This is a genomic window from Thalassospira sp. A3_1, assembly GCF_017744215.1.
GTDB classification, from domain to species: domain Bacteria; phylum Pseudomonadota; class Alphaproteobacteria; order Rhodospirillales; family Thalassospiraceae; genus Thalassospira; species Thalassospira lucentensis_A.
This window is the reverse complement of sequence record NZ_JAGHQQ010000001.1, coordinates 968142-982250: the sequence shown is the minus strand read 5'-3', so window position 1 is coordinate 982250 and position 14109 is coordinate 968142. Positions and strand designations below refer to the sequence as shown.

The following is a 14109-nucleotide window of genomic DNA, read 5'->3' as shown; positions in this document are numbered from 1 at the left end:
GCCCTGTCATGTTCCGGGGCAGGTCCTGATCAGGATTTCTTGACCAGCCGCGCACAGAAGAAGCCATCAATCCCGCCATATTCGTGCATATGGAGCGGCAGGATGCGAAGCTCTCCGGCATCGTTGATCGCCTCACTCCAGCCACCCAGTTCGTCGGCCGTAATCGGCTTGCGTTCGTAATTCGGGTGGTCGGCCAGGAAGGATTTTACCTGATGCTCGCCCTCTTCGGGTTGCAGCGAACAGGTGCAATAGATCAGTTCGCCGCCAACATTCAGAAGCTTGTCAGCCTGATTGAGCAGCTTGGTCTGAATCGGCAGAAGCGATCGCATCAGTTTGTCGTTCTGACGCAACAGAATATCGGGATGGCGACGAATGGTGCCGGTTGCCGAACAGGGGGCATCAAGCAAAACCGCATCGGCACGCGGCGTATCGGGTGCGAGATCGGTGGCATCCCCGATAACAACGGCGGCACCGAGTTCAACCCGTTCAAGGTTTTCATAGACGCGTTTCAGGCGGCCTTCGGATTTATCAACGGCAATGGCCTGTGCACCAAGAGCTGCCAACTGCATGGTTTTTCCGCCCGGTGCGGCGCAGAGGTCATAAATGGTTTTGCCCTTGTGAGCCGAAAACAGTTTGGCAGGGATTGAGGCAGCCGCATCCTGTACCCACCATTTTCCGTCTTTATAGCCCGGCAGGTTGCGGATGCGACGCCCGCCTTCAAGCCGGACCGTACCGGTCGGCAGGACGATACCGTCCATTTTTTCCGCCCATTCGGCGGCCTCGGCCGGGTCTTTGATCGAAAGGTCAAGCATGGCATAGCCAAGGCTTGCCTGCGCAATGCCCTGGGCCACGTCCGCGCCATAGGCCTTTTTCCACGATCCGCGCAGCCATGCCGGAACGTTCAATTGCCAGTCTTCGACATTTTCAGGCCATTCAAATCCGTCGCGCTGCAAGCCGCGCAAAACGGCATTGATCAGTTTGGTGTACCGATGAAGTCCTGCATCGCGCGCCAGATTAACCGTGCTGTCAACAGCACCGTGATCGGCCGTATCCATGAAAAATAGCTGGGCGATACCCAGACGCAGGATATTGGTCAGTCGTGCGGCGGTGCGATCTTGTGGCGGGTGATAGCGTGGGGCGAGCATGGCATCAATTTCACCGAGATGGCGCAATGTCGTGCCCAGCAATTGGCGCAAAAAATTGCGGTCCAGTGACGGCAGGCCATAACCATGTTTTGACAGAAGCTCGTCCAGTGTTACTTCCCCCCCACGCAGTTCCTGCAGGGTTTTGAGCGCCAGCATCCGCGGATCGGGAAGATCGGCCGGTTGAGTATGGCGGTTATCCGTGCGAGAGCGGCGTTCTGTCAAAAGGGTATCTCCAGTTTCGGGTTATGGCTTGTAAGTAAGCGCCCTTGATAGGGCTGTAAAGCACTTAACCGCAGGATTTCCAGCATGGCTGGCCTGCCTGATGTTTTCCAACGACATTGAAAAACCTTGCGATGGAGACGGGTGCCCGGTAATCCAGACGGATCATTCGAAAGAAACGGGCGACATAGATGTCTTTTGCCGCGCTTGCGATTTTTTCCGGCTGCTTTCTGATCGGCTCTATGTTGCTGACCTGGGCGGTGTTGCTTTATCTGCGGCGCAAGGCGATTCTTGATATGCCCAATCATCGTTCCAGTCATGTGGTGCCAACCCCGCGCGGTGGTGGATTGGCAGTGACGCCCCTTTTGATCGTCATGGTCGGGGCCGTTTTTTTATGGTCCGGGAATGCGGGCTTACAGGAATGGTTGATGCTGATCGCAGCCGTAGGGCTTGGTACGCTAAGCTGGTTTGATGATCGGCATAATCTGTCGCCGGCCATTCGTTTTGCCTGTCAGTTTATGGCCGTAATCGTTGGTATATTTGCGATTGACGGTCCGGTGCTGCAAGGGCTGGTGCCAATGTGGCTGGATCGTATTCTGGTCGTTCTGGCTTGGGTCTGGTTCCTTAATCTATTCAATTTCATGGACGGGATTGACGGCATTACCGGGGTCGAGGCGGGTTCGATCGGACTGGGTATCTTTATTCTCGCACTTTTGGCCCCATTACCCGAATTTGTTGATCTTGGTTATATCGGGCTTGGCGTTCTGTCGATTATGATCGGTTTCCTGATCTGGAACTGGCACCCTGCGAAGCTGTTCCTGGGGGATGTCGGGTCCGTACCGCTGGGTTTCGTTCTGGGCTGGCTATTGCTGGAACTTGCCGCACGCGGGGCGTGGATGCCAGCATTGATCCTGCCGTCATACTATCTGCTGGACGCAACTTTCACCCTCATCAAGCGCGGACTTCGGGGTGAAAAGGTCTGGCAGGCACATCGCGAGCATTTCTATCAGCAGGCAACCCGGCGTGGTATGAGTCATGCACGGGTTTCGGCCCTGATTGCACTGGCAAATCTGGCGCTTATCATTGTTATTTTTGTCCCGATGGATATCGCGGTATGGCTGCGTTTGATTCCTGCTGCGATGATACTGGCATTACTGGTCGCGGAATTGGTGTTTTTGCCTGTCAGGGATGCGGAACCGAAATAGTGTGAAAGTTATGCTCGTTCGGATAGCTTGACTTGTCACAGGCCGGACGCGAAAAGAAAATCCGTGCTCGCACCAAAGGCTTGCGGGTATTATGAACCACACAAGAATTCCGGTAAGGGACCGCATGTCGCGTTTATTTCAACGTAGCCATATTGCCTTTGTCCATGACGTGATGATGGCGGCGATTTCGTTACCCGCAGCATTGTATCTGCGGGTCGGCGATGGTGTGGTTTTTTACAATCCGCAAAACATCCTGTTTTCGGTATCGGTTTTTACCGTCATCGCCGCAATGACATTCTGGGTTTTCGGACTTTACCGTGGCATCTGGCGCTATGCATCACTGAACGATCTCATACGGATTGCCAAGGCGGTAACGGTTGCTGTTGGCGTACTGTTTCTGGTGCTGTTCCTTACTGCAAGGCTTGAGTGGTTGCCGCGATCAACGCCGATTATTCAATGGTTCCTGTTGATGGCGATGCTTGGCGGGTCAAGGCTGATTTACCGGGTTGCCAAGGACAAGACGACCGCTCGTGCCATGGTGCGACAGGGCACCCATCGTGTGCCGGTTCTTTTGATCGGAGCCGGAGACGAGGCCGAGGCCTTTATCCGTGAAACGTTTCGATCTGCGAACACCCCGTTTGACGTTATCGGTATTGTTTCCCTGACCGATAGCCGTGTCGGGCGGAATATGCATGGCATTGATGTGCTGGCGACCGCAGACAAGCTCGAAGAAACTTTGGGCAAGCTTGCAAAAAGCAAACGTGGTTTGCCGCGCCGTCTGGTTTTAACCGGTGACGCATTGCGTCATGCCGACATTACCAAATGGGTCGAAATTGCGGATCAGAACGGCATGACCCTGGCGCGCTTGCCAAAGCTGAGTGACTTGCGTGAGGGGCTTGCCGATCCGCTGCAAATTCGCCCGGTTGCGATTGAAGATTTGCTGGGACGGCCGCAGGCCCGACTTGATCGTGACAAGGTTCGTCAGATGATTGTCGGACGGCGGGTTCTGGTGACAGGCGCTGGTGGCTCAATCGGGTCGGAACTCGTGCGACAGATTGCGGCCTACGGTCCTGCAAGCATTACCTTGCTGGATGCGGGTGAATATAATCTCTATGCCATTGATATGGAGATGGCGGAAAAATATCCTGATCTTCCCCGCGAGAGTATTCTCGGTGATGTGCGTGATCGCCTCAGGATTGATCAGGTTTTTGCGGCCCGACAGCCGGAAATCGTTTTCCACGCAGCAGCCTACAAACATGTGCCGTTGGTTGAGCATAACCCGAATGAAGGCATTCTGACCAACACGCTTGGGACCCGTAACGTTGCCGAGGCGTGTCGTGCTGCTGGTGTTGAAACCATGGTTTTGATTTCAACAGATAAGGCCGTAAACCCTGCCAATGTCATGGGGGCGTCAAAACGTCTGGCAGAATGTTATTGTCAGGCGCTTGAAACTCTTCCGGCGGATCAGCGGGGGGGGACACGATTTGTCACCGTGCGGTTTGGTAATGTTCTGGGGTCGACAGGGTCGGTGGTGCCCTTGTTCCGCCGTCAGCTTGAGGCCGGTGGGCCGCTGACCGTGACACATGAGGGTATCACGCGATACTTTATGACGATTGCCGAAGCGGTCGAGCTTGTTTTGCAGGCTGCCGAGCTTGGCAAACATGGTGTTACAGAGGGTGGCAAGATTTTCGTTCTCGATATGGGACGACCGGTAAAGATCATCGATCTGGCGCGTCAGATGATTCTGCTGTCGGGGCTGCGGCCAGGTAAGGACATTGATATCAAGGTCACAGGCCTGCGCCCGGGCGAGAAGCTTTATGAAGAACTGTTCCATGATGGTGAGCCGCCGGAACCGACTGAAACCGATGGGGTTATGCTGGCCGCACCGCGTGTTGTTGATTATGCCCTGATCAAGCAGGTGTTCGATGAGCTCGGCGAGAGTGCTGCAAGTCGTGATACGCACAAGACCCTGGAATTGATGAGCCGTCTTGTTCCGGAATTTCAACCGCCTGAGATTGGTGTGAAATCCTTCTTTGCCAAGAGTGAACCCGAAAAGCTGGATAAAGCAGCAAGCGGTCAGTGATCTGATAATGGCTCCTGGCGCTGACATCTGCGCAGTCCGGCCTGCGGCCATGCAACATTTCGGGGTCCACATTTTGGCGCGTGCGTGATAAAGCTCCGCGCGAAACATGGTTCGGACTCATTGATCATGTGTCGGCCCGAATGAAAATCAGCGGTTTTCACTCATCATAAAGCCGATTGCCCGCAAACGTCATTACCCCGTATGCACCAGTAGCAATACGGAGTAGGCCGATATATCATCAATGGGTCCGGGGCCTTCATCATTGACGATGTATTGAAAGCGAACCCGATGACTGCTCGTATTGCGCGCGCGCTGATCTCCGTTTCCGACAAGACCGGTCTGGTCGAATTTGCCAAATCCCTTCATGAACAGGGTGTTGAAATCCTGTCCACCGGTGGTTCTGCCAAGGCCATCGAAGCTGCTGGTATTCCTGTAAAGGAAGTTGCCGATCACACCGGTTTTCCCGAAATCATGGACGGTCGCGTCAAGACTCTTCATCCGAAGATTCACGGCGGCCTTCTGGGCCGCCGTTCTCTTTCCAGCCATATGCAGGCGATGGAAGATAACGACATTTCACCGATCGATTTGGTTTGTGTGAACCTTTATCCGTTCGAGGAAACCGTTGCCAAGGGTGCCGATTTCGATACCTGCATCGAAAACATCGATATCGGCGGACCGAGCATGATCCGTTCGGCAGCAAAGAACCATGAATCGGTTACGGTTGTTGTCGATCCGTCTGATTACGACCGCGTTGTTGCCGAAATGAAAGACAATGCAGGTGCCACGACGGCTGAAACCCGTCGTATTCTGGCGGCCAAGGCTTTTGCCCGTACCGGTGCATATGATTCGGCCATTTCAAGCTGGTTTGCCGGTGAGCTTGGTGAAACCTTCCCGCAGCGCCTGAATGTTTCTGCCGAACTGAAACAGACCCTGCGTTACGGTGAAAACCCGCATCAGCAGGCTGCGTTCTACACCAACGGTAAAAACCGTCCGGGCGTTGCCACCGCAACCCAGCTTCAGGGTAAGGAACTGTCATTCAATAACCTGAATGATACGGATGCAGCGTTCGAACTGGTGTCCGAGTTTGATGAAAAACCGGCTGTTGCCATCATCAAGCACGCCAATCCGTGCGGTGTTGCCGAGGGGGCAACCCTGATTGAAGCCTATAACAAGGCGCTGTCCTGTGACCCGGTTTCGGCCTTTGGTGGCATCATCGCGGTTAACCGTACCCTTGATAAGGCCACTGCCGAAGAAATCGCCAAACTGTTTGCCGAAGTGGTGATTTGCCCGGATGCCGATGACGCGGCGAAGGAAGTTCTGGCAGCGAAGAAGAACCTGCGTCTTCTGGTGACCGGCGGCATGGCCGACCCGGAAGGCGAAGACATGACGCTTCGTTCGCTGGCCGGTGGTTATCTGCTTCAGAACCGTGATGCCGGTCGTGTAAAGCGCGACGAGCTTAAAGTCGTCACCAAGCGCAAGCCGACCGAGGCAGAGCTTGATGACCTGCTGTTTGCCTTCCGCGTTGGCAAGCACGTCAAATCAAATGCCATTGTCTATGTCAAAGACGGCAAGACCGTTGGTGTTGGTGCCGGGCAAATGAGCCGCGTTGACAGCTCGCGCATTGCGGCATGGAAAGCCGAAGAAGCCGGTAAAAATGCGGGTGAAACCGCACTGCGCACCATGGGCTCGGTGGTTTCGTCTGATGCGTTCTTCCCGTTTGCCGATGGCCTTCTGGCGGCGGTCAAGGCCGGGGCAACTGCCGTGATCCAGCCGGGTGGCTCGATGCGTGACGAAGAAGTCATTGCCGCAGCCGATGAGCATGACATTGCCATGGTCTTTACCGGCATGCGTCATTTCCGTCACTGATCCGAACCCGGACAGTCACAAGACAAAGGCCGCAGACAATTTTGTCTGCGGCCTTTTATGTTCGGCTATGTTCAGCGATTAGGCTTTACAATCAGACTACTGGTGACGGTTGATTCCGATTTTTACCAGCGGTTTCCGTGTCTGTCGGATCGGGATTGTCTATGATTGCGCCATCCTGCCTGATCGCGGCGGGTTCTTTTGGTTTGTGCGGATCAGATGAAGGCTCATTATTGTGAACGCGTATGGGTGCACGCCAGTCAATACTGCCAAATGAATGACAGGACGGGCAGGTAACGGCCCATTTGTCTGTTTCCGCACCGCATGCACCACACCGCCAACCCGGATCAGGATTGGCATGGCTTGCCTTTACCAGCAATTCACGGGCCTTGGTGGCATCTTTCTTTTCGCGGAATTCCAGATCGGCCAACATACGATAATGACGTGCCTGCGCCTTTTGGGCGATGGCCTTTTCCAGATTGTTGCGTGCCATACCCCACAAATCGGCATCAAGGGCGGCCTCGGCAATCAAAAGCTGGCTTTCCACATGGTCAGGATTGGTCGCAATCAGCTTTTCGATGCCTTTGACCTTGGTCAGGGCATCTCCGGAAAGGTTGGTCAGATAAATTTTGCCAAGTGCGGCTGATGGTGATGTATGCCAGCTTTGCAGGGCAATCTCGCGAGCCTTTGCAACCTGATCAATATCAGCATAAAGCTGTGCCAGCAGAACCGCCGCACCGGTGAAGTCAGGACGGACATTCAACGCTTTGCGAAGAAGTTTGACAGCTTCCGCATTTTCACCGCTGGCTATTGCTTCTTCGGCCTTGGCGGTAATCAGAAGCGCACGGCGACGGGTCAGTTCATCTTCGTTGAAGATACCCGCCTTTTGAGCATCAACCAGAAGCGTCAACGCCCGATCCCAGCGTTTGGCCCCAAGCAAAAGATCAAATAATGTTATCAGAACGGACGGATTGCGCGGGCGCAGGCGGTGAGCGCGTTCCGCGTAATCAAGTGCAGCCGACCGATTACCGGACTTAAGTGACAGTTGGAGCAATCCCCGCAATCCGAAGAAGGCAGAATCCGGCTTTTCCAGCATGGCTTCAAACTGACGCTTGGCGGCATCATTGTTACCGTCCAGTTCTGCTGCCTGTGCCGTCAGAAGGCGGGTCAGGGTGTCATCTTCAAGATACCTGTCAACTGCGCGAGTATGTTTTAGTGCCTGTCGCACATCGCCCGATGCCAGTTCGAGCAATCCCATGGTCAGGGCCTGCTGACCCTTCTTCCGGCGTCGGCTGCCCAGAATGCGGCCCAGCCAGTTTGGTGAATTTGCAATTGCCGACCAGCAGCGCCAGAGAATGACCAAAAGCCCTGTCAGCGCCAGCAGGCCAAGAGCAACCATGCCGATAGATCCATCAAACCGGTAGCCCAACCATACAATCGTCATGGTGCCGGGGTTATTGGCAAACCAGACGGTACAGGTAACGAGAATGATGGTGATCAGAATAAACAGGCCAAGACGTATCATTGGCTATCCCCCGCGCTGAGGGACTCATCGCCTGTCAGAAGATTGATCGCATGAGCACTGAGTGTGGCAATTGCGCTGTTCAGAAGCTGACGGCTTTTGGCGTCTTCCAACCATTCAGTAATAGCGGTTTTTGCGTTTTCGCCTTCGACACCATCCAGAGCGGCAATAGCCGCATCAAGATCGTCGTTTTCAAGGGCCGTCTCGGCAGTTACCAGACGTCCATCAAGTGAAGCTTCGCCAGCGACATCAACACGTCGAACCGGGATCAGTTTTTTGATATTTGCCCAAGTTGCGGCAAGAATACTGCCGGAATGGTCATCGCTTGCGGCTTGTACCGCTTGTTGTGCCATTGCAGGGAAGGATTGGCGCAGTTTTTCAATTGTCGGTGCGCCGTTGTCTGCGAGTGGTTTTAATGCAGCAATCTGTTCCGCAATAACCGGATCATCGGATCCGCTGCGTTCCAGTTGGTTCAGTGCAACCATGAACGGCCCACCGCGTTGCAATGCATCGCGAAGGAGCGTGACGGCCATGGCAATAGCCTGCCCGCGGCTTTCAACGCGGAGCCCGGCGGTTGCACGAGCTTCTTCTTCCATGGTGGACAGGCGGGCTGAAAGGTCACGCATTTCGGCGGCAACGCCGGAAAGTTCGGATTCAACTCGTGCCAGTTCCTCAATCGGGGCGGTGCGGGTTTCAATTTCTGCCATACGGCGTGCGACCGTATTGTTCAGCGTATCGCCCCGCTCATTGTTAAGCCGTTCGCGCAGCGCATTGATCGTGCCCTCAAGACGCGAAAGTCGTTCGGTCAAATCAGAATCAACAACAACCGTACCTTCGTTCATATCTGGCGAGTTGTCGGTATCGGCCAAAGGCGCGGTTTCGGGTTGCTGCGTCAGACTGTCTTCTTTGCCAATCATCGCATCGTCCCGTTCTGGGGCGCCGGGCGATGATGTAGCTGAAGTATCCGTACTGTTATCAACCGACGTGGATGGAGACGTGCTATCGGCTGCCGGTTCGTTTGTGGTTTCTGTGGGTGTGGGTTCCGCCATGCCTTCCGGAGTGATTTGGGAAAGAATTTCGGTCGGAACATATTGGTTCAATACGGGTTCCGCATCACGCCACCAAAGGGCGCGTGTGAGCCACCCGATTACCAGCGCACCGGCAATAATCAGCACAAACAAAAGAATGGCGCTGCCGCCCCGCTTTTTCGCAGCCGGTCTGGCTTTGTCCGAAACATTTTTATCAGAAGCCGATTTTTGGTTCATACCCGGCTTGATCTCAGGCTTTGTACCTGACGGGTTGCCGTCTGATTTTGTTTTGTCGGTTTTCGTGGTGCCGCTTGCATCAGTATTCGAAGCAGAGGCAGGCTTCGCATTCTCTGTTGCATTGGGGCTCGTTTCCGATTTCTGATCGGCAGAATTTTTGGCAAGGTTTGCATTGCCTTTACTGTCGATCGAAATGGTTCCGGACGAGTCGGCTTTTGTCTCGGCCGGTTTTGCGGAAGCGTCGGTTTTTGGCGTTTCTGGTTTTTTCACGGTCGGACCATTGCAGTTTGCGGTTGTTCCGAGACACCACAGGGCGCGGAAAATCAGGCGAATGCGTTCTCTAGTGCCGAAAGAAGGTATTCCTGTGTCGGGTGTTTTGCCACTTCTGTCTTATGCCATGTAAGGACGCCAAGGCGATCTTTCACCGCTTCACTAAGACAAATTGCACTTGTACCGACCAGATCTTTTTCCAGCTTGTATCTTTCGATCAGCTTAACAAAGCTTGTTGCCGTGCGGGGAGAGAAAAATAAAACCGCATCAACATGATGGGCAGAGATCGCGGTTATCACATCGTCGGGCAGATGATCGCATGGAATGGCATCATAGACGGTTTGGCGGCGAATATTGAAGCCACGGTCTTGCAAAAGTGAACCAAGATCACCTGCAACCTTGCGGGCCGCCGGATGGAAAAGATCCCCTTTTGTCGGGTCAATTTGATCACCAATTAGTCGCGCCAGATCTTCTATATCACCATCTGCGCTATGGATGTCGCCAAAACCGGCCTGGCGCGCCATACGTGCGGTGGCATCGCCAACACACAGTACCGGATAATGTCGTGCGTCGCATTGTTTTGCAAAGGCACGTACCCCGTTGGCCGAGGTAAAGATCAGCGCTTGCACGCCGTCAAGATCCAGACAGTCTGTATGCGGTGGAAACTCAATGCGCAACATGGGGGCTGAAAGCAGGTAATAGCCGCGCGCCAGTAACGCGGCTTCAAGTTCCTGCGAGTCGGTTTCCGGTCGGGTATTCAGGATCAATGGCCCCATGTCATCCCCGTCTATGGTCCTGAAAGCGTGGGCCGCAACTAGACTGAAATAAAGTCCGGCCCGCCACGTTCTTTGAGCTCGTTACCCGCATCTGTTCCGGCGTCTGCAGCACTTGCGATGTCCGGATCATCAATCAGCCGTTCGGTATCAAGCCGTTCGCTGCCGTCTGGTCGAACAATGCTAACCCGCAAACTCATCTTGCCATCCGGCAGATATTCGGCAAGGGCCGCAATAGGCGTACGACATGATCCGTCCAGCGCACGCAACGCAGCACGTTCGGCCGCGACGCGGATGGCAGAAGCCGGGCAGTTCAATGCCGAAAGCCAGTCAAGCGTCTGATTATCATTTTCCCTTATGGTAATGCCGATCGCACCCTGGGCAACCGCAGGCAGCATGTCGTCTTCCGAAATCGGGGCGGTTGCGACTTCCGGCCGGCCAAGCCGGTTCAACCCGGCCATCGCGAGCAGCGTGGCATCCACCTGTCCTTCTTCAAGCTTGCGAAGACGGGTCTGGACATTGCCGCGGAACGTCACGACCTTGAGGTCGGGATATTTGTTCAGGATCATGGCCTGACGGCGCAGAGATGCCGATCCGATCACCGATCCGGCGGGCATTTCAGCAAAGCTTTTGTATTTCAGCGAGATAAATGCATCGCGTACGTCTTCGCGCGGCAGGATCGTTGGCAAAATCATGCCATCGGGCAGCACGGTCGGGACATCTTTCATGCTGTGGACAGCAAGATCAATCTCGCCGCCCATCAGGGCATCATCAATTTCCTTGGTGAACAATCCCTTGCCGCCGATTTCCGACAAGGCGCGATCAAGAATTTTGTCGCCCGTTGTGGTGATAACGGTAATGGCAATCGCGCCTTCGGCTGCGAGCTCGGGATGTGCCTTCGCAAGTTTGTCCCGGACTTCATGCGCCTGCGCTATTGCCAGCGGAGAGCCACGAGTACCGATGCGAAGTTTTGCAGTGTCAGATATGTTTGTCATGAGGCCGAGTTGTAGTGATAAAATCGGTTGAAAACAAGGGTCGTGGCATGTGTGACGTTCCATGAACAGCACCGGATTATCACGGCGAATAACCCTGTTTCATTGACTTATGTGGTAGTGTTTTCGTTCTAGCGTCTTTCTTGCATGGGCCCATTGCATTGCCTTGGGGTGGAAAGCGGCCGCTGTTTGGGCTACATGACTGTCACAATTGTTGCCAATCAGGACGCGTCAGTCGGGACGCGACACATTGCCGGATCTGCATGACATGATCGTACTGGGTATCGAAACAAGCTGTGATGAAACGGCTGCGGCTGTCGTGAATGACAGGCGTGAAATTCTGTCCAACAGGGTTCTTTCACAACTTGACGATCATCGTCCGTATGGTGGGGTTGTTCCGGAAATTGCGGCACGTGCGCATCTTGAACATCTTGATCGTCTTGTGGCCGAAGCCATGGATGATGCCGGGATTGATTTTGCCGATCTTGATGCGGTGGCCTGTACGGGCGGCCCCGGTCTGATTGGTGGCGTTATGGTGGGCGCCATGACTGCCAAGGCGATTGCCTTTGCCGCGCAGAAGCCGTTTCTGGCGGTCAATCATCTTGAAGGTCATGCACTTACAGTGCGCCTTACGGATGATGTTGCATTTCCATACTTGCTGTTACTGGTTTCCGGCGGCCATTGTCAGGTCCTGATCGTTGAAGGTGTTGGCCAATACAAACGAATTGGTACCACCATTGATGACGCGGTGGGCGAGGCATTCGACAAAACCGCAAAAATGATGGGACTTGGTTATCCGGGCGGACCTGCGCTTGAGAAAACGGCGGAAGCCGGAAATCCGGATCGTTTCGGTCTGCCGCGTCCGTTGCGCGGTCGTCCGGGCTGTGAATTTTCGTTTTCGGGTTTGAAGACTGCGGTCCGCACCTATCTGGACGGGTTTCCTGTCGAACAGCAGACTGCTGAAGTCAAAGCTGATTTGGCGGCATCGTTCCAGCGGGCAGTCGGTGATACGCTTATTGACCGCACGCGAAATGCGATTTTCGAGTTCATGCGTGATTATCCGACAGGTAAAACTCTGGTGCTTGCCGGCGGGGTTGCCGCGAACAAGTATTTGCGGACGCGTTTGACGGAACTGACCGATCAGGCAGGCATGACATTGGTGGCACCCCCATTGGAATTATGCACCGACAATGCAGCGATGATTGCATGGGCCGGGCTGGAACGTTTTCGTTTGGGGCAGCATGATGATCTTGATTTCAAACCGCGTCCGCGTTGGCCGCTTGATCCGGAGGCACCAAAACGTCCGGGTGCGGGCGTGAAGGCCTGATTTTTTCCAAACGCCAAACTGTTCGAATATTTATCATCGGGGTCGAAAAGAACTATGTCGGATAAGCGCATAACGGTAGTCGGCGGGGGTGCGTGGGGTACTGCGCTGGCCATTCAGGCTGTGCGGGCGGGCGCTGATGTTGAGCTTGTTTTGCGTGACCGTGCGTTGGCCGAACGGATCGATACATCGGGTGAAAATGACGTCTACCTGCCCGGCATAAAGCTTCCCGAGGCATTAAGGGCAACAGTTGCGATTGATGGATTGCGAGAGTCAAACGCGGTTCTTCTGGTTACACCGGCACAACATCTTCGAAGCACCTTATCAAAGCTGGCACCCCATTGGCCCGAAACGCTTCCTGCCATTATTTGCGCCAAGGGGATCGAAAAAAAGACCGGTGCGCTTATGGCGCAGGTTGTGAACGAAACACTTGGCGATGTTCCGGTCGCGGTTCTGTCTGGGCCAACATTTGCCCAGGAAGTTGCGAAAGGTCTGCCCGCGGCGATTACACTTGCCTGTTCAGACAGGAATTTGGGCAAGGATCTGGTGGAATTGATCGGTACTTCAGCGTTTCGGCCCTATTTCAGTACCGATGTTGTTGGTGTTGAAGTTGCGGGGGCTATCAAAAACGTTCTGGCGATTGCAAGCGGCGTCGTCGCCGGGCTTGAGCTTGGTGACAATGCGCGCGCAGCCCTGATTACCCGTGGCCTTGCCGAAATGTCACGATTGGCGGTGGCGATGGGTGGCCGGATTGAAACCATGATGGGGCTCGCAGGACTTGGCGATCTGACACTGACCTGTACCGGTACGTTGTCGCGCAATTACACCTTCGGGTTTGCCCTTGGTCAGGGCAGCAAGGCCGAGGATATTCTGGCCGAACGCCGTTCCGTGACCGAAGGTGTGCATACTGCCGCATCAATTACGGCCGTTGCGTCGAAATACGGTATTGAAATGCCGATCTGCAGTGCCGTGGATCAGGTTGCCAACCATGATGCGGACCTGCGCAGCACGATCAACGCATTGTTGCAGCGACCGTTTCGTGATGAGCTTGAAACCGGAAAATAATCCGGTCACATCCACGCTATCAGCTTTTGTTCGGCTTGAGCCTTTGAGCAGGTTCTGTCAATTTACCGGTATCAAAACCAATTTTGACAGGGAACGCTGCCATGCATTTTTACATTCGTTGTGTCGACAAACCGGGTCATCTTGCCGTTCGCAAAGCGAACCGGGACGCTCATATTGCCTATATCAAGGACGGTTTCGCCGACAGGATCGTTGCAGCCGGTCCGACGCTTGATCCCGATCTTGAAGGTATGAATGGCTCCGTCTTCATTATCGAGTTTGACACGCAGGCCGAGGCCGAAGAATTTGCGGCCAACGATCCATACGGCAAGGCAGGTCTGTTTGAATCAGTGATTATTCGTCCGTTTAAAAAGGTATTCTGACCC

General features: G+C 54.4%; 12 protein-coding genes. 7 read left to right on the top strand and 5 right to left on the bottom strand.

Going from position 1 to position 14109, the window contains the following annotated elements; translation table 11 throughout:
• Positions 1-29: 29 nt before the first annotated feature.
• Positions 30-1367: an RsmB/NOP family class I SAM-dependent RNA methyltransferase gene (locus J7395_RS04335; RefSeq protein ID WP_209220640.1), complete on the bottom strand. Its 1338-nt coding sequence runs from the start codon at positions 1365-1367 to the stop codon at positions 30-32.
• A 188-nt stretch (positions 1368-1555) separates the two neighbouring features.
• Here J7395_RS04335 and J7395_RS04330 point away from each other — a divergent pair, with 188 nt between their 5' ends.
• The 3 genes from J7395_RS04330 to purH all read left to right on the top strand — a co-directional run bounded on the left by J7395_RS04330 (position 1556) and on the right by purH (position 6518).
• Positions 1556-2569, top strand: coding sequence for a glycosyltransferase family 4 protein (locus J7395_RS04330; RefSeq protein WP_209220639.1), 1014 nt, complete (start codon positions 1556-1558; stop codon positions 2567-2569).
• Positions 2570-2693: 124 nt separating this feature from the next.
• Positions 2694-4652 (top strand): nucleoside-diphosphate sugar epimerase/dehydratase, encoded by a 1959-nt coding sequence (locus tag J7395_RS04325; protein ID WP_209220638.1) that lies wholly within the window; start codon positions 2694-2696, stop codon positions 4650-4652.
• A 288-nt stretch (positions 4653-4940) separates the two neighbouring features.
• Positions 4941-6518, top strand: a complete 1578-nt coding sequence (purH, locus tag J7395_RS04320; RefSeq protein ID WP_209220637.1) for a bifunctional phosphoribosylaminoimidazolecarboxamide formyltransferase/IMP cyclohydrolase — start codon at positions 4941-4943, stop codon at positions 6516-6518.
• 91 nt (positions 6519-6609) lie between these two features.
• Here purH and J7395_RS04315 read toward each other — a convergent pair whose 3' ends face one another.
• Positions 6610-8040 (bottom strand): heme biosynthesis HemY N-terminal domain-containing protein, encoded by a 1431-nt coding sequence (locus J7395_RS04315; RefSeq protein ID WP_209220636.1) that lies wholly within the window; start codon positions 8038-8040, stop codon positions 6610-6612.
• Positions 8037-8954: a mitofilin family membrane protein gene (locus tag J7395_RS20860; protein ID WP_247741953.1), complete on the bottom strand. Its 918-nt coding sequence runs from the start codon at positions 8952-8954 to the stop codon at positions 8037-8039. Before J7395_RS20860 ends, J7395_RS04315 begins: the two co-directional genes overlap by 4 nt.
• Between J7395_RS20860 and J7395_RS20855 the strand changes: the two genes are divergently transcribed.
• Complete coding sequence (locus tag J7395_RS20855) at positions 8944-9447, top strand: hypothetical protein (RefSeq protein ID WP_247741952.1); 504 nt, start codon at positions 8944-8946, stop codon at positions 9445-9447. The genes J7395_RS20860 and J7395_RS20855 overlap by 11 nt on opposite strands.
• Before the next feature lie 178 nt (positions 9448-9625).
• Here J7395_RS20855 and J7395_RS04305 read toward each other — a convergent pair whose 3' ends face one another.
• Complete coding sequence (locus tag J7395_RS04305; RefSeq protein WP_209220634.1) at positions 9626-10348, bottom strand: uroporphyrinogen-III synthase; 723 nt, start codon at positions 10346-10348, stop codon at positions 9626-9628.
• Between the two features lie 38 nt (positions 10349-10386).
• Positions 10387-11340, bottom strand: coding sequence for a hydroxymethylbilane synthase (hemC, locus tag J7395_RS04300; RefSeq protein WP_209220633.1), 954 nt, complete (start codon positions 11338-11340; stop codon positions 10387-10389).
• A 265-nt stretch (positions 11341-11605) separates the two neighbouring features.
• Here hemC and tsaD point away from each other — a divergent pair, with 265 nt between their 5' ends.
• The 3 genes from tsaD to J7395_RS04285 all read left to right on the top strand — a co-directional run bounded on the left by tsaD (position 11606) and on the right by J7395_RS04285 (position 14106).
• The gene (gene tsaD, locus J7395_RS04295) at positions 11606-12664 is read left to right on the top strand and encodes a tRNA (adenosine(37)-N6)-threonylcarbamoyltransferase complex transferase subunit TsaD (RefSeq protein ID WP_209220632.1); all 1059 of its coding nucleotides are present in this window, start codon (positions 11606-11608) and stop codon (positions 12662-12664) included.
• Between the two features lie 54 nt (positions 12665-12718).
• A complete protein-coding gene (locus J7395_RS04290) occupies positions 12719-13726 on the top strand; it encodes an NAD(P)H-dependent glycerol-3-phosphate dehydrogenase (protein WP_114109367.1) in 1008 nt (335 codons plus the stop codon).
• A 101-nt stretch (positions 13727-13827) separates the two neighbouring features.
• Entirely contained in the window at positions 13828-14106 is a 279-nt protein-coding gene (locus J7395_RS04285) for a YciI family protein (RefSeq protein WP_097051719.1), read from the top strand.
• Positions 14107-14109: the final 3 nt, after the last annotated feature.